This window comes from Corallococcus sp. AB018 (genome assembly GCF_003986945.1).
Classification (GTDB): Bacteria; Myxococcota; Myxococcia; order Myxococcales; family Myxococcaceae; genus Corallococcus; species Corallococcus exiguus.
Genome location: NZ_RAWR01000209.1, coordinates 1 through 18603, shown reverse-complemented (window position 1 = coordinate 18603; position 18603 = coordinate 1). Strand labels below are relative to the sequence as shown.

At 71.0% G+C, this 18603-nt stretch carries 14 protein-coding genes; 9 read left to right on the top strand and 5 right to left on the bottom strand.

Translation table 11 applies throughout. The annotated features are described in order from the left end of the window. From D7Y11_RS33630 to D7Y11_RS33615, 4 genes are all read left to right on the top strand, one after another. A partial coding sequence (locus D7Y11_RS33630) for an MFS transporter (protein ID WP_233607465.1) occupies positions 1-1967 on the top strand: 1967 nt, incomplete at its 5' end. After that, entirely contained in the window at positions 1960-3147 is a 1188-nt protein-coding gene (locus D7Y11_RS33625) for an ABC transporter substrate-binding protein (RefSeq protein WP_126935738.1), read from the top strand. The genes D7Y11_RS33630 and D7Y11_RS33625, both read left to right, overlap by 8 nt. Beyond that, entirely contained in the window at positions 3144-7880 is a 4737-nt protein-coding gene (locus D7Y11_RS33620; protein ID WP_126935737.1) for a CHAT domain-containing protein, read from the top strand. The genes D7Y11_RS33625 and D7Y11_RS33620 overlap by 4 nt, the downstream gene beginning before the upstream one ends. 97 nt (positions 7881-7977) lie before the next feature. Next, positions 7978-8589: a glycoside hydrolase family 19 protein gene (locus D7Y11_RS33615; protein WP_126935736.1), complete on the top strand. Its 612-nt coding sequence runs from the start codon at positions 7978-7980 to the stop codon at positions 8587-8589. A gap of 61 nt (positions 8590-8650) precedes the next feature. Here the strand turns inward: D7Y11_RS33615 and D7Y11_RS33610 are convergent, their stop codons facing one another. Together D7Y11_RS33610 and D7Y11_RS33605 are read right to left on the bottom strand one after the other, a co-directional pair. Then, positions 8651-9073, bottom strand: coding sequence for a hypothetical protein (locus D7Y11_RS33610; RefSeq protein ID WP_120576500.1), 423 nt, complete (start codon positions 9071-9073; stop codon positions 8651-8653). 122 nt (positions 9074-9195) lie between these two features. Next, a complete protein-coding gene (locus tag D7Y11_RS33605) occupies positions 9196-9501 on the bottom strand; it encodes a hypothetical protein (RefSeq protein ID WP_120565777.1) in 306 nt (101 codons plus the stop codon). Between the two features lie 183 nt (positions 9502-9684). Here D7Y11_RS33605 and D7Y11_RS33600 point away from each other — a divergent pair, with 183 nt between their 5' ends. Next, entirely contained in the window at positions 9685-11136 is a 1452-nt protein-coding gene (locus tag D7Y11_RS33600; RefSeq protein WP_126935735.1) for a hypothetical protein, read from the top strand. A gap of 73 nt (positions 11137-11209) precedes the next feature. Here D7Y11_RS33600 and D7Y11_RS33595 read toward each other — a convergent pair whose 3' ends face one another. Then, positions 11210-11536 carry a hypothetical protein gene (locus D7Y11_RS33595; protein ID WP_120576498.1) on the bottom strand — a complete coding sequence of 109 codons (327 nt, stop codon included), beginning with the start codon at positions 11534-11536 and terminating at the stop codon, positions 11210-11212. A 36-nt stretch (positions 11537-11572) separates the two neighbouring features. Beyond that, entirely contained in the window at positions 11573-12715 is a 1143-nt protein-coding gene (locus D7Y11_RS33590) for a patatin-like phospholipase family protein (protein WP_158642035.1), read from the bottom strand. Between the two features lie 221 nt (positions 12716-12936). Between D7Y11_RS33590 and phbB the strand changes: the two genes are divergently transcribed. After that, positions 12937-13662 carry an acetoacetyl-CoA reductase gene (gene phbB / locus D7Y11_RS33585; protein WP_121751347.1) on the top strand — a complete coding sequence of 242 codons (726 nt, stop codon included), beginning with the start codon at positions 12937-12939 and terminating at the stop codon, positions 13660-13662. 12 nt (positions 13663-13674) lie between these two features. Next, complete coding sequence (locus D7Y11_RS33580; protein ID WP_126935733.1) at positions 13675-15492, top strand: alpha/beta hydrolase; 1818 nt, start codon at positions 13675-13677, stop codon at positions 15490-15492. Positions 15493-15544: 52 nt separating this feature from the next. Here D7Y11_RS33580 and D7Y11_RS33575 read toward each other — a convergent pair whose 3' ends face one another. Further along, complete coding sequence (locus D7Y11_RS33575; RefSeq protein WP_158620752.1) at positions 15545-16078, bottom strand: RNA polymerase sigma factor; 534 nt, start codon at positions 16076-16078, stop codon at positions 15545-15547. Positions 16079-16242: 164 nt separating this feature from the next. On the opposite strand from D7Y11_RS33575, the gene D7Y11_RS33570 reads away from it, so the two are divergent. Both D7Y11_RS33570 and D7Y11_RS33565 read left to right on the top strand, forming a co-directional pair. Then, the gene (locus D7Y11_RS33570) at positions 16243-17529 is read left to right on the top strand and encodes an SET domain-containing histone-lysine N-methyltransferase (protein WP_158642034.1); all 1287 of its coding nucleotides are present in this window, start codon (positions 16243-16245) and stop codon (positions 17527-17529) included. Positions 17530-17564: 35 nt separating this feature from the next. After that, the gene (locus D7Y11_RS33565) at positions 17565-18524 is read left to right on the top strand and encodes an NmrA/HSCARG family protein (protein WP_199753861.1); all 960 of its coding nucleotides are present in this window, start codon (positions 17565-17567) and stop codon (positions 18522-18524) included. The last annotated feature ends 79 nt before the right edge of the window (positions 18525-18603 follow it).

Genomic DNA, 18603 nt, shown 5'->3' with positions numbered 1-18603 from the left:
CCGCGGCCCGCCGCGTGCCTCCCCTGCCCCACCAGCGCTTCGCGGTGACGGAGGACGCGCACTCCTTCCGCGTGTCGCTGCCGCTGTCGGACCGCTTCGGGGAAGTGGGCCGCCTGGAGCTGGTGATGTCCCGGGAGGCGGTGTCCCAGCGGGTGCTGCGGCGCTTCCAGCCCCTCTTCACGCTGCTGGGTGGATGTCTGCTGTTCCTGGGGGCCTTCGTGTCGGGCGCGCAGCGGCTGTGGATGCGGCATCCCCGGCGCGGGCTGGGCGCGGCGTTCTCCTTGAGCTTCCTGGGCCTGACGCTGGCCACGTCCCTGGCGCTGGCGGACCTCTATTCGGACGGGCTGCACCAGCGAACCAGCAGCCTGGCGCATTCGCTGGCGCGGAGGTTGAACGAGGCGGCGCGGCTGGGCCTGACGCTCTCCCACCTGCGGGGCCTGGACACCCTGCTGGAGGAGTACCAGCGCACCAACGCGGACCTGGGCTCACTGGCGCTCATCGCGGATGAGCGGGTGCTCGTGCAGGTGGACGCAGGCGCTGGGCGCACGGGAGACGAGCGCTTCGAGTACACCATCGACCTGGAGCTCACGGAGGGCCCGTGGAACCTCCCCGTGCGTCTGGAGGTGGACGCCGCGAAGGGCGCGCTCCAGGCGCGGCTGTGGCGCACCGTCCCCGGCTTCCTCTTCCTCTTCGCCGCCTCGAGCCTGTTGGGCCTGCTGGTGCTCGGAGCACTGTCGCCCCTGCCCCGGCGTGGCTCGGGCTCGCGTGTCTTCGAGCAGCGGACGGTGGGCCGGCTCCAGCCCCTCGCCTTCCTCGGAGGCTTCCTGGAGGGGCTCCCGTTCGCCTTCCTCCCCGTCGCCGCGGAGGCCCTTCTCCCGGGTGGAGGCGCCGCACTGCTCGCCGTCGCATTCCAGGGGGCCTGCGCGCTCGCGTTCGTCCCCTCCGAGCGTTACGCGCGGCAAGGTCACCTCGGGCGCTGGCTCGTGGTGGCGCTGGGCGTGTCCACCGCGGCCTTCGCGTTGATGGCGTTCACTTCGGACCTGCGCGCGTGGCTGGTGCTGCGCGGGCTCTGCGGGTTCGGGTTGGGGGCGCTGGCCGCCGGGACGCGGGCGTATCTGCTCGCCGCGCTTCCTCCGGGACAGCCGCCCCGGCGCATGGCGCGGCTCACCCTGGCCCGAGGTGGCGGCCTGCTCGCCGGCACGGTGCTGGGCGCGCTCGTGGCGGCCCACCTGGGACCGTCCCCGGTGTTCCTGTTCGCGGCCCTCTGTGGCCTGGGCGCGCTCGCGTATTCGCGGCACTGGCTGCCCCCCGTGGAAGCTCGGGACCGGTCCGCCGGGCCTCGTGCCTTCCGCGCATCCCTCACGCTTCCGCCCCTGCCTCCGGGGGCGTGGAGTCCGCGCGATCACCGCTGGGCGCTGCTGTTCGTCGGGCTGCCGTCATGGCTTTCGCGCGGGGGCGTGCTCGGACTCGTGTTGCCCCTGTGGCTCGTGGGCGAGGGCCAAGACACGGACCGCATCGGGCAGTTGCTCGCCCTCGTCGCGCTGGGCGCGTTGGTTCCCCATGCCCTGCCGGCGCGCCTCGACGGGAGCCGGAGGCTGCTTCAGGGGGGCGTGCTGGGCACCGGGCTGTCACTGCTCGCGCTCTCGGCCTTCGGCTCGCTGGAGCCCGTCCGCGCGCTGGCGCTCTGCCTGCTGGGAATGTCCCTCGGGCTCGTTCACGTCCCGCTCGACCACCACGTCGAAAGCCAGCCGGCGGAGAGCACGCGCAGGCGCTCCTGGGCCGCCATCACTCCGCTGCTCAGCGCGCTCGCGCAGTGCGTGGGGCCGCTCCTTGTCAGCGCCTTCTGGAGGCCCCCGGAGGATCCGCTCCCGGTGCTCGGAGGGCTGGGTGTCGGGGTGCTGCTGCTGGGGGCCGCCCATTCCTGGATGACCCGGGCCTCGCCCGGTCGTGAGGTGCGCCATGCGTGAGTGGCTGCTGGGCCTGCTGCTGCTACTGCTGTGCGTGCCCTGTCCGGTCCAGGCACAGCCGGATGACATCTCCACCTGGGTGGCCCTGCCGCCGGAGACGCTTCGCGGCTGGCGGGTGGAGGCGACCGCGCAGCGGATCCTCATCACCCCTGAACAGCCACCCACGCCCCAGCTCCAGGTGCGCGAGGTGCTGGTGTTGCTCACCGTGGCCCAGAGCAGCCTCAACTGGATCCTGGAGGGCATGCTGCCCGTGCTGCGCAATCAGCGCGTGCGGGTGGGCCTCACGCTCTACAAGCTCGGCACGGGCCGCGAGGAACAGGAGCGGATGCTGGCGCTGGCGGACTCCGGCCAGTTCGACCTCATCGTCGCCATGGGCTCGGACGCGACGCGCTTTCTCTACAACCGCTTCGGCAACCAGCCCACGCCGGTGGTGGCGCTGTGCAAGGCGCCGGAGCTGTGGCTGGGCTTCGAGGAAGGCGCTTCACAGCAGGCCAAGCCGGACAACATGGCCTTCGTCTCGCTGTCGCTCTCCCCCGACGTGCAGCTGCACTACCTCCAGGAGCTGCTGGGCCCGTTGAAGGCGCTGACGGTGGTGTACGACCGCCGCAACCAGAGCACGGTGGAGGTGGAGGCGGAGGCCATGCGGCGCCTGTCCGCGCGGGACGGCTTCCAGTTGCTGGAGCTGGCGGTGGAGGGCAAGCGTGGCGCGGAGGAGACGCTCTCCGAACAGCTTCCGCGCATGGCCCGCGCGATGCGGCAGATAGACCCCGACGGCCGGCACAGCCTCTTCTGGGTCACCACCTCCTCCGCGGTGTACGACGAACTGGAGCGCATCGACCGATACTCCGAAGGCATTCCGGTGCTGGGCTCCGTGCGCGAGGCCGTGCGCGAGGGGAACTCCAGCGCGGTCATGTCCATTGGCGTGCCCTTCAAGAGCGCCGGCCAGCTGAGCGCGCGCTACATGCTGGAGGTGCTGGGCTCGCGCCTCCCGGCGTCGCGGCTGCCCATGGGGGTCATCTCCCCGCCGGACCTCGCCATCCACCTGCGGCGGGCGCGGCAGCTGGACATCAAGCTGCCCTTCCACTTCCTGGAGCAGGCCAGCTCCCTCTACGACCTGGATGGACGGCTGGTGCGCCAGGACGGACAGCCCGCCGTGTCCACCCCCGCGGCCTCGCCATGAGCGCCGCTGTCGCGAAGCCCGCGCCACTGGAGCTGCTGCTGGAGCTGGTCCGCGCGCAGGAGGCGGGCGACCCCTTCCACTTCCGGATGGAGCCGCAGGAGTACCTCTTGCGGCGCGCCCGGGGCAGCTACGCGCGCGCGGCGCTCGACTGGGAGCCGGCGCTCCTGTCGGACCTCGCGGAGCTGGAGAAGCCCCAGCCGGACCGCAACGTGGTGCAGCGTCTGGGAGAACGGCTGCGCGCGTTCCTGGAAGGCGTGGGCTGGGACGCTCAGGCCAACGACATCGCCGCCGCCGTCAAGGTGGGGCGCCCGGTGCACCTCACCTTCCGCTTCGCCGCGGCGGAGCTCTTCGCGTTGCCCTGGGAGCTGCTCACGCTGGGCACTTCCGGGCGCACCGTGGCGGAGCTGCCCGGCGTCTTCATCCGCTACGAATGGCCCGCGTCCGGAGACCTGCCCACGCAGGGCACCTCCCAGCAGGGCCGCGTCCTCTTCGCCTGGTCCGCCGCCGGAGGCCAGGTGCCGGCCCGTGCGCATCAGCGGGAGTTGAGCGAAGCCTGTCGAAAGGGCGCGTACCCATTCGAGCCGGACCGGGACGTCCTGCCGCACGTCTCGCTGGCGTCGCTGTCGGAGGCGCTCAACCGGCCCGGCGAACCCGTGTCCGTGCTCCACCTGCTGTGCCACGGCGGCCGGCGCGGGCAGACGTATGGATTGCGCTGGGACGCGTCATGGGAGGGCGGCGAACCGGAGCTGGTGGATGGCGCGACTCTGCGTCAGCTGCTCATGCCCCACGCGGCGACGTTGCGGCTGGTGGTGCTGTGCGCGTGCCAGAGTGGCGCGGGCGCGACGGACAACCACCTGGGCAGCGTGGCCCAGGCGCTCCATCGCGCGGGACTGCCCGCGGTGGTGGCCTCGCGCCTGCTGCTCTCCGTGCCGGGCTCCGTGGTGCTCACGCGCGCCCTCTACCGCGCGCTGCTGGTGACGCCCGCGTCGCTGGAGGAGGCAGTGGGGCACGCCCGCCGACTGCTGGCGCTGGACACCACCGCGGTGGATCACATCTCGCTCCAGCTCTACGCGCGCGCGGAGCACGGCGGAGACACGCGCCCGGTGGCGCTCCGGCCCTACCGGGGCCTGCTGCCCTTCCAGCAGGAGGACCGCCGCTTCTTCTTCGGCCGCGAGTCGCTCCAGCAGGAGCTGCTCCAGCGCGTCCACGAAGCCGTGGAGGGCCAGCGTCCCCGCTTCCAGGTGCTGGCCGGCGTCTCCGGCAGCGGCAAGTCCTCGCTCGCCCTCGCGGGTCTGCCCCAGGAGCTTCGGGCCGCGGACTGGGAGGTGCGGCTGCTCAAGCCCGGACAAGGCGCGGCGGAGGCGCTCCACGAGGTGCGCCAGTTCCCACCCGAGCGCTGGCAGCTCTTGCTGGTGGACCCCTTCGAGGACCTCTTCACCGCGATGGAGTCCCCGGCGCGCCGCGACCTGGCCACCGCGCTGTGGAGCCTCGCGAAGGATCCAGAGCGCCGGGTGGTGGTGCTGGCCACGCTCCAGGTGGACTACCTGGGACGCTGCGGCGACCTGGTGGTGGACGAGGAGGGCACGCGCCTGGACGCAGCCGTGTATTCGGACGCCCACCGCCTCTTCGTCACGGAGCTCCAGGGTGATGCGCTGCGAGCGGCCATCGAGGGCCCCGCGCACAAAGTGGGCCTGCGCTTCGAGGCCGGGCTGGTGGACCGGCTCCTCCAGGAGGTGGGGCAGGAGCCCGGGTCGCTGCCGCTGCTCCAGTACGCGTTGGATCAACTCTGGGAGGAGCGCGAGGGACAGCAGCTCACCCACCGTGCCTACGCGGCCCTGGGCGGCGTCGCGGGGGCGCTGAAGCGGGCGGCGAACCGGCTCTATGGATCATTGCCCCCGAGCGCGCAGGAGCAGGCGCGCCGGCTGCTGGTGGAGCTGGTGGACTTCCAGGGCGGGCCCTCACATGGCAGGCGTCGGCGGGTGCGCTCGCAGCAGCTGCGCCCCACTCCACTGGAGCCCCGCGCCGACTTCGACCGGGTGCTGGGCGTCCTGCTCACCGCGCGGCTGCTGACCCGTGAAGAGGACGCGTCGGGCGTGGAGTGGTTGCAGCTGTCGCACGAGTCACTGCTGCGCACCTGGCCAGAGTTGGCGGAGTGGGCCCGCGCGGACCGCGAGCGCATCCAACACTTCCGCGAGCTGGAGTCCTGGGCCCGGGACTGGATCGCGCACCGGAGCGCTCCCGACGGCGGCGCGCCCTACCTCCTGTCCGGAAGCCGGCTGGGCTACGCGCAGGACATCCTGCGGCGCTACAGCGAGGAGCCGGGCGAGGACGTCCTCCAACTGCTGGACGCCAGCATGGCCTCCGCCGAGGCCCACGACGCGTCGGCGCGCCAGCGCCTGGTGCGGATGCTGGTGGCCGCGCTGGTGGTGGCGGGGGGCATGGCGGCGCTCGCATGGAACGCGCGCCAGCTGGAGGCCCGGGCCCAGAGTGAGCGGCAGGAGGCGCAGCACCACGCGCAGCGCGCCCGGGACCTGGTGCTGCTGGACGTCGCCCGGAAGCTGCGGCGGGACAATCCCACGCTGGCCCTGCTCATGCTTCGAGAGGTCCAGGAGCCCGGCCGGCTCCAGGGCTGGGCCCAGGATGTGTCCGCGGTCCTCCAGGAGCCACTGAGCCGCGCGGTGCTGCGCGGCCACGCCCAGGCCGTGGTCCACGTGGAGGTCAGCTCGGACGGGCAGCGCGTGGTGACGGCGTCGAAGGACGGCACCGCGCGGCTGTGGCGGACCAGTGGCGAGGGCGCGCCGGTCGTGCTCACCGGCCACGCGGGGCCCGTCTACCACGCCACCTTCAGCCCGGCGGGAGGACAGCGCGTGCTCACCTCCTCGCACGACGGCACGGCGCGGCTGTGGAACACGGCGGACGGCGCGTTGCTGCACACGTTCCGGCACCGCGGCGTCGTGCAGTGGGGCGCCTTCAGCCCGGACGGCCAGCGCGTGGCCACGGCCTCGCGAGACGGGCTGGCGCGGCTGTGGCGGGTGGACGGCACCGGCGAGCCGCGCGAGGTGCGGCACCGGGGCGCCGTGCAGACCGTGGCCTTCAGTCCGGATGGACGGTGGCTGCTGACGGCCTCGCTGGACGGCACCGCGCGCCTGGTTCGCGTGGAGGGGACGGAAGGCCCGCGCGAGCTGCCCCACTCCGCCCCCGTCACCTCCGCCACGTTCGACCCGGAAGGCACCCACGTGCTGACGTTGGCCCGGGACGGCGTCGCGCGCGTCTGGCCCATCAACGGCGCCACCGCCCCCGTGGCGCTGAAGGGACACCAGGGCGAGCTGACCACCGCGCGCTTCAGCCCCGACGGGCAATGGGTGGTGACCGCGTCGGTGGACACCACCGCGCGCCTCTTCCGGGCCGACGGGCGAGGCGAGCCCCGCGTGCTGCGCGGCCACCAGGGCGCCGTGCGCCTGGCCACCTTCGGGGGACCGCTGGGCGAGTGGATCCTCACCGTCTCCTCGGACACCACGGCGCGGCTGTGGTCCGCGCGCGAGGACACGCCGCCCCGACTGCTGCTCGGCCACCGGTCCACCCTGCTGTGGGGCGGCTTCGGTCCGGACGGCAAGCAGGTCGTCACCGCCTCCGTCGACACCACCGCGCGAGTGTGGCGTCTGGACGCGCCCCAGGATTCGCTCCCACTGCAGACGTCCGCGGGTTTCCTCTGGTCCGTGGCCTTCAGCCCGGACGGCACGCAGGTGGCCACGGCGTCGCAGGACGGGGCAGTGCGCCTCTGGTCGGAGGACGGCCGGGCCACGCACGTCCTCAGGGGCCATGCGCAGGACGTGCGCTCCGTGGTCTTCAGCCCGGATGGCCGGTGGCTGCTGACGGCCTCGCTGGATGGCACCGCGCGCCTGTGGCCAGCGGACGGAAGCACGGCGGGCCGGCGCGTGCTGACGGCCCAGCGCGAGCCCTTCTTCGGCGCCGCCTTCAGCCCCGATGGACAGCGCGTGGCGCTCGCATCCAGCCCGCGTGCCACCCGCATCGTGAACGTGGCTGGGACGCAGCCGCCCGTCGCGCTGGAGGGCCACGGCGACCAGGTCCGCTCCGTGGCCTTCAGCCCCGACGGCCAGCGCCTCATCACCGCATCTCAAGATGGCACCGCCCGCATCTGGAGCGCGGAGGGGCGCCTCACCGCCACGCTCTACAGCCACGACGACTGGGTCCTCTCCGCCGCGTTCCACCCGAAGGATCCCACCCAGGTGCTCACGTCCTCGCAGGACGGCACGGCGCGCCTCTGGACCGTGGAGAACGGCCGCGTGCGAGGCGTGCGCGCGCTCCTGCGCCACGACGCGCCGGTGCCCTGGGCCGCCTGGAGCCCGGATGGCGGCCGCGTCGTCACCGCGTGCGCGGACGGCCGTGCCCGCGTCTGGCTCACGGACGCGCCCGGTGAGCCGTACCTCGTCCTCTCCGCGCACGAGGGCGAGGTGACCTCGGCCGTGTTCAGCCCCCGCGCGGAGGAGCCCCGGCTCGTCACCGGCTCCACGGACGGAAGCGCCCGGGTGTGGCGTCCGCGCGAACCGCTCCCCATCGAGCGGCTCCAGGAGAAGCTCCAGGCGACCAGCTCCGCGTGCCTGACGCCCGGCGAGCGGCGCGGCCTGCTGGGCGACCTGCCCGCGAAGGCCCTGGAGGCCAACGCCGCGTGTGAGCAGCGGCACGGACGCGCACCGCTCCCGGACGAGCCCTGAAGCCTCACAGCGGCGCTCACAAATCCCAGACACCCGGCGTCTTCCAGGCACCCACGGCCCGGCCTCCGCCGGGGCCGGCAACCCGGGAGTCCACCCGATGGCCCTCTTTGGCTTTGGTTCCAAGTCCCCCAAACCCTCGCAGTCCGACGAGTCCACCGAGCCGAAAGGCGAAACATTCCAGGCGCTGACGCTGGAGCAGATGCGTTCGTTCCTGCCCCGGCTGCCCAAGGCGCGCGCGCAAGAGGTGCTGCCGCATCTGAACGACGCCATGTCCGAGGCGGGCATCAACACCCCGCGCCGCCAGGCCGCGTTCCTGGCGCAACTGGCGCACGAGAGCGCCGAGTTCCGCTACTTCGAGGAACTGGCGACCGGCCGCGCCTACGAGCGGCGCAAGGACCTGGGCAACGTCAAGCCGGGTGACGGCGCGCGCTACAAGGGCCGCGGGCCCATTCAAATCACCGGCCGCACCAACTACCGCGCCGCGGGCAAGGCGCTGGAGCTGGACCTGGAGGAGAACCCCGCCCGCGCGGCCGACCTGGACGTGGGCTTCCGCACCGCCGCCTGGTTCTGGAACAGCCGCAACCTCAACAAGCACGCCGACAAGGGCGAGTTCGACGCCATCACCCGGCGCATCAACGGCGGCTACAACGGCAAGGCCTCGCGCGAGGCCTACTACCAGCGCGCGCTGCGGCTGCTGGACAAGAAGTGATCTGAAACACGAAGAGCCCGCGACCTCAAGAAGGCCGCGGGCTCCGTTGTCGTCATGGCGTCTACTTGCGCTTGGACGGAGTGGACGCGGGCTCGGTCGTCGCTTCCTCCTCCGTGGAGGCGCTGCCGTCGGAGGACTCGACGGTGCCGCCCGCCAGGTGCTTGCCTCCGGGACGGAACAGCATGCGCACCGTGAGCTTGCTGGAGTCCTTTTCGTTGAGGTCGTGCAGGCGCGTGTGTTCCTTCTTGGTGCCGCCGCCGAAGAGGGAGAACCAGCGCTTGGGCTGCGGCTTGTCCTCGGGGATGTCGCTGTCCTGCTCCGTCATCTCGAACTCGAAGCTGGCGGAGACCTCCAGCTCCGCCACGGAGAAGGAATAGTGCTTTCGGGCCGTCTCCTCCGCGATGTCCAGCGAGGACTGGACGGCCAGGATGAGGTCGTGGATGAGGACTTGCGCGTGGTCAGGCGTGGGATTGGGCTTTGCCATGGGATGGGATGGGAGGAAGAAGGGTGGATGGCGAGCCGCCACCGCCGGTGCTCCAGAACGAAGCACCGGCGGCGACGGGTGTGTCTTGCTTCAGCGTGTTCCGGTCAGACAGACGGCTGGCTTCAGGCGCCGCCGCCGGTGCTGCCACCCTGGGCCGCGAGCAACGCCGCGGGCTTGATGGTGCACTTCACGGTGAGCCCCATGTGCTCCTTGTAGTCGAGCGTGAGCTTCTCCTTGATGCTCATGCGCCAGACGTTGAGGGCAACGTCCGTCTCGCTCTTGATCTCGAAGTCGCTCGTGAGGTTCACCTCGAAGTAGTACTCGGCGATCGTCATCGGATCCATGCCGGACGACATGAGGCGCTGCGCGGTGCGGGCGGCACCCGCGAAGGCGATGATGTAAGCGGACAGCTGGGCGGCGGACTGCATGGGCGTGCTCCTGGGATTGGGTTGACGGCGGATGTGCCGGGCACTGCGTCCACAGGACGTCGCACGCCATTTGTGTGTGAATGCCAACGCCAGACATCCCCGGCTCACACGGCCGCCCTCCGCCGCGTCCTGCCGTCACGCGCACGACTTCCCGGGCGCGCACGCCAGGAGCCATCCCCAAAGATGAGCACGCAGAACGTCGAGCTGTTGTTGTCCCACGCCGATTCACACGAGCCGGTGGCCCCCGACGGCCTGCCCGCCGACGCCGCGATGCAGGCTCCGCGCGACGACGACGCGCAGGGGCGCGAGGAGCGCCACCTCTGGGACGACGGGGAAGACCCCAACTCCCTGCCCGCGCAGCGCTGGGGGCTGGTCGCGCCGGAAGGCCCTGAAGGCGACCGGCTGCTCGCGCTGATGGAGCCCCTGCGCCGGCACCGGCAGGAGCAGCAGGAGGGCCACCCGGTGCGCGTCTACCGGGTGAGCGCGGAGCTGGCGGCGGAGGGGCGGAACCTGGAGGACTTCACCCGCTGGGTGCGCGTCGTGCTGGACGACGAAGCGGTGCCCGTGGCGGACCGGCCCCGCTACCTGCTCTTCCTGGGGGACTTCCACCAGGTGCCCTTCGAGCTGCAGCAGGCCGCGGCCCACGACGCCTACGTGGGGCGGCTGGCCTTCCGGCGCGACGAGGACTACGCGGCCTACGTGGACAAGGTGCTGCGCTGGGAGAACGCGCCCTCCGCCGAGCGCCAGCCCCGCTCGCTCTTCTTCACCGTCCACGACGGCACCGCCGCGACGCGGACGGGCTACCAGTCATTGGTGGCCCCGGCCATCGCGTCGGCCCGGCAGGCGCGGGAGCTGGGCCGCTTCCCCGCGAGGGACGTGCTGGAGCTGGGCGTGCCGGGAGAGCCCGGCGCCAACGCGCTGCTGGAGCAGGCCGCGCTCCAGGAACCCACCCTGCTCTTCTCCATGAGCCACGGCCTGGGCAGTCCCCGCGCGGGCTGGCGGAGCACCGACGCGAAGCTCGCGCTCCAGGGGGCGCTCAACCTGGGCGAAGGCCAGCACCTGGATGGCGCGGCGCTGGCCCAGCGGCCCTTCCTGCCCGGCGGCATCTGGTTCCTCTTCGCGTGCTTCGGCGCGGGCACTCCGTCGCGCAGCGCCTTCCATCACTGGCTGAAGCAGTTGCAGGCGGGAGGCCAGTTCAGCGGGAGGCTGGAGTCACTCACCGCGGCGCTGCCCCGGCCCGGGGAACGCCCCTTCGTCGCCGCGCTGCCGCAGTCCGTGCTGGCCAACCCCCAGGGACCGCTGGCGGTCATCGGCCACGTGGACCTGGCGTGGACGTATGGCTTCCAGGACCGCGACCACCGCCAGGGAAAGGTGTCCCGCTTCATGGAGCCGCTCCAGCAGCTGGCGCGGGGCCGGCGCGTGGGCCTGGGCCTGAGCTGGCTGCTGCGCGGGAGCCACCAGGCCAACCTGGAGCTGACCACGTTGTATGACCAGGAGGAGGCAGCCCGGAGCGCCGGGAAGCCCTCCACGGTGGATCCGCTGCGGCGCTCGCACCTGTGGATGCTCCGTCAGGACCTGGGCGGCTACGTGCTCCTGGGCGACCCGGCCGTGCGTCTGCCATTGGCTCCGCGCTGACGGTTTGAAACAACAAGAACCCCGGGCGGCGCGCAAGGGCCCCCCGGGGTTCGAGCTTCGCGATGCCCAGGGCTCAGGTCGAGCGGTGCCCGCGGCGCTCCACACCGTGCAGCGTGAGGTTGCGCAGGGTGTCGTCGGCCAGCTCGAAGATGCTGGCCTGCGCCTTCAGCAGTTGGTCGTGCACCAGCTGCTCCAGCGCGTAGAACGGCGCCAGGGTCTCCAGCGCCTTGCGCGCCCACTCCTCGTGCTGCGAGCGCAGCGGCCGCGCGGCGGCGTCCCCCTCCACGAACTGGCGGGAGTATTCGAGCGCGGAGCGCTGGGCGGCGATGGCCTGGTGCAGGGCGCCCCGCCCCAGGTCCATCAGGTGGGCGTACGGATCGACTCTCTTCGCTTCGGTCATGGCATTGCTCCTTCGGGTCAAGACAGGTGGGTTCTTCTAGAGGCGGTGGACGACGGCGCCCCCTTCGGCCGGCGCCAGGTCCTCGTCACCGAACGCCTGGGGCCCGTTCGCCACGGGCTGCGTCCACGGCGAGGTCGCCAGGGCACGCTTCATGTCCCGGTAGCCGTCCGCCTGGCGCTCCGCGATGGAGGCGCGGGAGAACTCCGCATCGCTGCTGGAGATCTGGTGCTCACCGCGCTGGTACGTCAGGTGGATGATGTCCAGCCGGGGCGCGGGCTTCGCCAGGGGCTCGTCGCTGAACGCGAGCGGCGAGGACGCTGACATATGCCGCGTCACCCGGCTCGAGGTCTGGCGCAGGTTCCACACGGTCGCGAACTGGTCCACCTGCTGCGACGTGCGGCCCGCGAACTGGATGGACTTCATGCGCCAGCTCGCCTCGTCCATGTTCTGGGGCAGCGGCGCGCGCGCCTCGAACAAATCAATCATGAAGACCAGGGAGTGCCGCTGGGGCGGGTCGTCCAGGATGGCGTTGAGCGGCGTGTTGGTGACGCAGCCGCCGTCCCAGTACAGCTCCCCGTCGATGAGGCTGGGCGGGAAGGCGGGCGGCAGCGCGCCGCTGGCGAGCACATGGTCCGGCCCCAGGGCGCTTCGCGTGTTGTCGAAGAACACCAGGTGGCCGTCGCTCACACGGGTGGCACCCAGGCTCAGCCGCGTCGCACGGGAGTTGATGTATTCGAAGTCCACCAGCCGCCGCAGCGTCGAGCGCATGGGCCGGGTGGAATAGAAGCTCAGCGCCTCCGGAGAGCCCGGCGGCGCGAGCAGCGGGGACAGCGCGCGGGGCGCGTAGAAGCCGGGCTGGCCGAAGAGCAGGCTGGTCATGTGGCTGCCCAGGTTGAAGAGCTGGCGCAGACGGCCCTTGAAGAGCGAGCCCCACTCACTGCCCGGCCAGGACACCTCGCGCCAGAACGCCTCCAGCCGCTCGATCCGCTGCTCCGGGCGGTTGCCCGCGACCAGCGCGGCGGTGAAGGCGCCAATGGAGATGCCGGAGACCCAGTCCGGATGCAGGCCAGCCTCCTCCAGGGCCTGATAGGCCCCCACGTGGTAGGCGCCCAGGGCCCCGCCGCCTTGAAAGACGACGATGACCTGCGGGCGCTCCTGGGGTGCTTGCGGCTGTGTCATGGATGTCCTCTCGCGAATGCTGCGGTGGAGTGCCGCCCCGGAGGAGCGGGGGGCTGATGGATCCCAATCCACCCTTCCCAGTCCCCCGCTCCCCGAGGCAGCGCTCCAGGGACGGCCGCGGCCACGCGGTTGTGAATCCACGCCGGCCTCCGAGGTCATGAATTTCACACCCGGCGGGCGTCCGCGTCCTTCAGGCGCAACTTTCAACCCTGGAGACAGACATGAGTGGACGCGTGGCAGTGGTGACAGGAGGAACGCGCGGCATTGGCGCGGCGAGCGCCGACGCCCTGCGGCAGCAGGGTTACCGCGTGGCGGTCACCTATTATGCGAATGAGCAGGCGGCGCAGACCTTCACGGGGCGCACCGGCATCCCGGCGTTCCGCTTCGACGCCGCCAACACCGCCCAGTGTGTCGCGGGCGTGAAGAAGATCGTCGAAGCGCTGGGTCCCATCGAGGTGCTGGTGAACAACGCCGGCATCACCCGGGACGCCATGCTGCACAAGATGACGTCCGAGCAGTGGAACGAGGTCATCCAGACGAACCTCACCTCGTGCTTCAACCTGTGCAACGTCGTGGTGGGCCCGATGCGCGAGCGTGGCTTCGGCCGCATCATCAACATCGGGTCCATCAACGGGCAGACGGGCCAGCTGGGACAGACGGCCTACGCGGCGGCCAAGGCGGGCATGCATGGCTTCACCGTGGCGCTGGCGCGCGAGGGCGCCGCCCGCGGCGTCACCGCCAACCTCATCGCGCCGGGCTACATCGACACGGACCTGGTGCGCACCGTGCCTCCGGAGGAACTGGTGCGCATTCGCACGCGCATCCCAGTGGGCCGCCTGGGGCGCGCCGACGAAATCGCCCGCGCCGTGACGTTCCTCGCCTCCGACAAGGCCGGCTTCATCACCGGCTCCACGCTCACCATCAATGGTGGGCAGCACATGTACTGAAGGAGGCCGCGAATGAACGCATCCCTGGAGCCCATGCGGCGCGCCTTCCTGGAAGTCCTCCTCCGGCTGGCGATGGACCCCCAGCGGATGCTCGCGGCGGGAATCGACCTGTGGGGACGCTCCCTGCGCGGGGGCGTCCCACCGGAGCCCGCCCCTTCCGCGCCGGACCGCCGCTTCCGAGACCCGGCGTGGAGGGAGCAGCCCTTCTTCGACGGCCTGCGCCGCGCGTACCTCACCGGCGCGGACTGGCTGGAGCACCTGGTGGCCCAAGCGCCGGGCGTGGACAAGCACACGGCGCACCAGGCGCGCTTCTACGCGCGCCAGCTCACCGACGCGCTGTCTCCGTCCAACTTCCCCGCGCTCAACCCAGAGGTGCTCCGCGCCGCGCGCGAGTCCCACGGCATGAGCCTGATCAAGGGACTGGAGGCGCTGTGCGAGGACCTGGCGCGGGGCCAGGGCCAGTTGGCGACGCGCATGACGGACCGGCGGACGTTCCGGCTGGGGGAGAACCTGGCCACCACGCCGGGCGACGTGGTCCATGAGGAGCGCCTGTTCCAGCTCATCCAGTACCGGCCCACTACGCCCACCGTCTACCGCCAGCCGCTGCTGGTGGTGCCGCCGTGGATCAACAAGTTCTACATCCTGGACCTGCGCCCGGAGAACTCGTTCGTCCGCTGGGCAGTGGACCGCGGGTACACGGTGTTCCTCATCTCCTGGGTGAACCCCGACGAAACGCACGCGGACGTGGATTGGGAGGACTACCTCGTGCACGGACTGATTGCCGCGCTGGAGGCCGTCTGCCGCGCCACCGGCGAGGAGCGGGTCTCCACGCTGGGCTACTGCATCGGAGGAACGCTGCTGGCGTCGGGGCTCGCGTGGCTCGCCGCCCAGAATGATTCGCTCATCGTCAGCGCGACGCTGCTCACCACTCAGGTGGACTTCAGCGAACCGGGGGACCTGGGGGCCTTCATCGACGCGCCGCGGTTGGAGCGGCTGGAGGCCCACATGCGCGAGCGCGGCTATCTGGAGGGGCTGGAGATGATGACCACCTTCAACCTGCTCCGAGCGAAGGACCTGGTCTGGCCCTTCGTGGTGAACAACTACCTGCTCGGCCGGGAGCCGGCCCCCAGTGACTTCCTCGCGTGGAGCACCGACCCCACGCGCATGCCCGCGCGCGCGCACGCGACGTACCTGCGGGAGCTGTACCTGCACAACCGCCTGGTCCAGCCGGGCGCGCTGTCGCTCGCTGGCGTCCCCCTGGACCTGGGCCGCGTGAAGACGCCCCTCTACGTGCAAGCCTGCCGGGAGGACCACATCGCGCCCTTCCGCTCGGTGTACCGGGGAGCGAGGAACTACCGGGGTCCCGTGCGGTTCGTGCTCGCGGGCTCGGGCCATGTCGCTGGCGTCATCAACCCGCCGTCCGCGAACCGGTATCGCTATTGGGTCCCGAAGCCCCGTCCGGGCGCGTCACCTGGAAACGCGCCCGCGTCCATCCCAAACGCGGATGTATTTGCGTCGCATTCAAACGCAGTCGCGTCATTCCAGGACGCGGATGAGATTGCGCTCCGCGGCAAGACGGATGTGATTGCGTCGACACCGGACGCATCGGCGTCCTTCATGGACGCGGATGGAATTGCGTCGCACGCGGACGCCGATGCGTGGCTTCAGGACGCAAAAGAACACTCAGGGTCCTGGTGGGCGGACTGGGGGTATTGGCAATCCGAGCGTTCGGGAGAACGCGTCCCAGCCCGGATCCCCGGCGAGGGAGGGCTTCGCGTCATTGAAGCGGCTCCGGGGCGCTACGTGCGCTCGCGCATTCTCCCGGAATGAGTCGCGCGAGCCGTGCTCCGCCGGCCTGCCCGGACGGAGCACGGACTTGCGCTCAGCGGGGGCACGGCTCTTGCGAAAGGGTGGTCCGAAGGATTCCGTACGCGAGCTGGATGCGCTTTCTCACGTTGCAACTGGTCAACCGGAGCTGTTCAGCAATGTCGGCATAGGACATGTCCTGGAGGTAGCGCATCACCAGGGGCACCCTCAGATTGGGGGGCAGCGCCTCGATGCATTCGCGGACCGCCGCGGCGCTCTCGCGCTGGAGCAGGCCCGCGTCGGGCAGCTGCTCCTGGGACTGAGGCTCCGCGGACTCCAGGTCTTCCATCCACTCCTCGGTGTCGCCCCAGCGCTGGCGCTCGCGGTGGATGTCCATGCAGACGTTGTGGAGGATGCGTCCCAGCCACGCCCTCGGGTTGAGGATCTTCCCGGGCGACACGTAGTTCTGGTGGGCCCGGAGCATCGCGGTGTCCACCGCGTCCTCCGCGTCCACCACGTTCCCGCCCATCAGCCGCAGCGCCTGCTGCAACAACGGCTCCTTGTGCTGCTCCCATACACGCCAGAAAGAGGGATTGGTGTTTTCGCTCACGGTTTCCAGGGCTCCAAAAGTGCATCTGGAAACGGAGCAGCGAGATGTCTGTGAACAACCCTTGATCATCTCCAAAAAGGGCAGCCCGGAAATCCACGGGAAATCACAAGCCGTAGCGACCAGCGTCTTCCTGGCGTTCACCCCCCGAACGCATGGCGGAGCCAATGAGCGCGCGACAGGAAGCGGAGCAGGACACCCTCGAGGAAGCGAACCCCCTGAAGGAACACCTCGCACTCCAGTGGAGCAGGCAGGCGGGCGCGAGCTTCCCGAAGTTGTGGGTGGGTCATCTGGAGGGCGACGAGCGTGGCGTCTTCGCCAAGGTGCCCATCGCGGCGGGAGAAGAGGTGCTGCGGGTGCCGCGCGCGTGCCTGGTGACGCTGGACGTCGCGAGAGCGTCGGACATCGGCCGGCTCATCGACGCGCACGCACCGGACACGAGCGAGGAGTGCTACCTGGCGGCATTCCTGCTCCAGGAGAAGGAGCGCGAGGACTCGGCCTGGAAGCCGTACCTGGACGTGCTGCCCCAGTCCTTCCCGCACCTGCCGCTGTTCTTCGACGCGCAGGAACTGTCGCTGCTCCAGGGCTCCTCCGCGCTGCGCGAGGTGGCGCGGTGGAAGGAGATGCTGCTCGCTCGCTACGCCATGCTGGCGCAGCGGGTGCCGGGCTTCGAGCGCTTCACGCCCGACGCGTACCTCTGGGCGCAGCACGTGTTGATCAGCCGCAGCTTCGGCCTGACGGTGGCGGGCAAGCTCACGCGGTGCTTCGTGCCGGTGGCGGACATGCTCAACCACCGGGCCTCGCCGCGCCTGGTGTGGGGCAACACGGAGGACGGTGAGGCCTTCGTGCTGGTGGCGCACGAGCCCGTGGCCGCGCGCGAGGAACTGCACATCAGCTATGGCATCAAGTCCAGCTGCCGGTTCCTGCTGAGCTACGGCTTCGTGCCGGAGGACAACCCGGACGACACGCTGGTGCTCTACCTGGGCGTGCCCGAGGACGCGGTGGAGGCGGAGGGAAAGCGGGAGCTGCTCGCGCTGGCGACTCCGCCGTCGCGGCGCCGCTTCGAGGTGCCGCTGCACTACGGGCACGCCTCCACGGTGGCGATGTTCTCCTTCCTGCGCGTGGCGTGCGCGAACGCGCGGGAGCTGGCCCGGCTCGCCGAGGAGGCCCGCGAGGAGCAGGGCCTGGGCGAAGTGCCACCGCTGAGCGCGGAGACGGAGGAGCGCGTCTTCCGCTACATCCACGACGCGTGCGAGGCACGGCTCGCGGGCTTCGAGACGACGCTGGAGGAGGACGAGCAATTGCTCCAGGAGGCGGACCTGTCGCGCAACACGCGAAACTGCCTGCTCTTGCGGCGCGGTGAGAAGCGGCTGCTGCGGGCCTACGCGGGCCTGGCGCTCGCCTTCCTCCCCGCGCTGAGCCCCAGCCTGCCCGGCCCCGTCGTGGGCGGATGAGCCGGCTTCATTCCCAGACTTCAGGACGACAGGACATGACCATGGACAAGAAGATCATCGCGGTGGTGGGAGCAACGGGCGAAGAGGGAGGCGGCCTCGCGCGCGCCATCCTCGCGGACACGCAGAGCGGCTTCACGGTGCGCGCGCTCACGCGCAAGCCAGGCTCGGAGCTGGCGCGCCGGCTGGCGAAGCTGGGCGCGGAGGTCGTCGCGGCGGACGTGAGCGACGCGAAGAGCCTGAAGGCCGCGTTCACCGGAGCGCACGGCGCCTTCTGCGTCACCAGCTATTGGGAGAAGCCCGACCCGGAGCGCGAGCTGGCACAGGCGCGGACGATGGCGCACGCCGCGAAGGAGGCGGGGGTGGCGCACGTCATCTGGTCCACCCAGGAAGACACCCGGCGCCTCATCCCTCCGGAAGACACGCGGATGCCCATGCTCAAGAGGCACTACCGCGTGCCGCAGTTCGACGTGAAGGGCGCGAGCGATGCGTACTTCAGCGGCCTGGACCTGCCGGTGACGTTCGTGCGCACCTCGTTCTCGTGGGAGAACCTGCTGTCGTTCGGATTGGGAGGAAAGCGCAACGCCGACGGCACGTTCGACTTCGTGCTGCCCACGGAGGACCAGAAGCTGCCCGGCATCGCCACGGAGGACGTGGGCGGATGCGTCCACACCCTCTTCCAGCGCGGGCCGGAGGCATGGGCGGGCCGGACGGTGGGGCTGGCCAGCGAGCACCTGACGGGCCAGGAGATCGCCCAGACGCTGCAGCAGGTGCTGGGACAGGAGGTGCGCTTCCACTCCATGGAGCCGGAGGTCTACCGGACGTTCAACTTCCCCGGCGCGTCGGAGCTCGCGAACATGTTCCAGTTCATGCGGGACTTTTCAGAGGAGTACTGCGCCGCCCGGGACCCCGGGCTCACGCGCGAGCTGAATCCCCAGGTGCAGTCGCTGGCCCGGTGGATTGAACGCAACAAGGCCCGCTTCGTGCGCGCGGCGTGAAGGGCGCCAGGCCCTGCCTCCCGGTCCACGGAAGGCAGGGCCTGTTTTTCAGACTGAGATCTCCCGGCCTCCCCCACCC

Bases quoted from the DNA above. Each gene is read 5' to 3' on its own strand.
- D7Y11_RS33625 (WP_126935738.1), top strand. From the start codon at position 1,960: ATGCGTGAGTGGCTGCTGGGCCTGCTGCTGCTACTGCTGTGCGTGCCC.
- D7Y11_RS33620 (WP_126935737.1), top strand. From the start codon at position 3,144: ATGAGCGCCGCTGTCGCGAAGCCCGCGCCACTGGAGCTGCTGCTGGAG.
- D7Y11_RS33615 (WP_126935736.1), top strand. From the start codon at position 7,978: ATGGCCCTCTTTGGCTTTGGTTCCAAGTCCCCCAAACCCTCGCAGTCC.
- D7Y11_RS33610 (WP_120576500.1), bottom strand. From the start codon at position 9,073: ATGGCAAAGCCCAATCCCACGCCTGACCACGCGCAAGTCCTCATCCAC.
- D7Y11_RS33605 (WP_120565777.1), bottom strand. From the start codon at position 9,501: ATGCAGTCCGCCGCCCAGCTGTCCGCTTACATCATCGCCTTCGCGGGT.
- D7Y11_RS33600 (WP_126935735.1), top strand. From the start codon at position 9,685: ATGAGCACGCAGAACGTCGAGCTGTTGTTGTCCCACGCCGATTCACAC.
- D7Y11_RS33595 (WP_120576498.1), bottom strand. From the start codon at position 11,536: ATGACCGAAGCGAAGAGAGTCGATCCGTACGCCCACCTGATGGACCTG.
- D7Y11_RS33590 (WP_158642035.1), bottom strand. From the start codon at position 12,715: ATGACACAGCCGCAAGCACCCCAGGAGCGCCCGCAGGTCATCGTCGTC.
- phbB (WP_121751347.1), top strand. From the start codon at position 12,937: ATGAGTGGACGCGTGGCAGTGGTGACAGGAGGAACGCGCGGCATTGGC.
- D7Y11_RS33580 (WP_126935733.1), top strand. From the start codon at position 13,675: ATGAACGCATCCCTGGAGCCCATGCGGCGCGCCTTCCTGGAAGTCCTC.
- D7Y11_RS33570 (WP_158642034.1), top strand. From the start codon at position 16,243: ATGAGCGCGCGACAGGAAGCGGAGCAGGACACCCTCGAGGAAGCGAAC.
- D7Y11_RS33565 (WP_199753861.1), top strand. From the start codon at position 17,565: ATGACCATGGACAAGAAGATCATCGCGGTGGTGGGAGCAACGGGCGAA.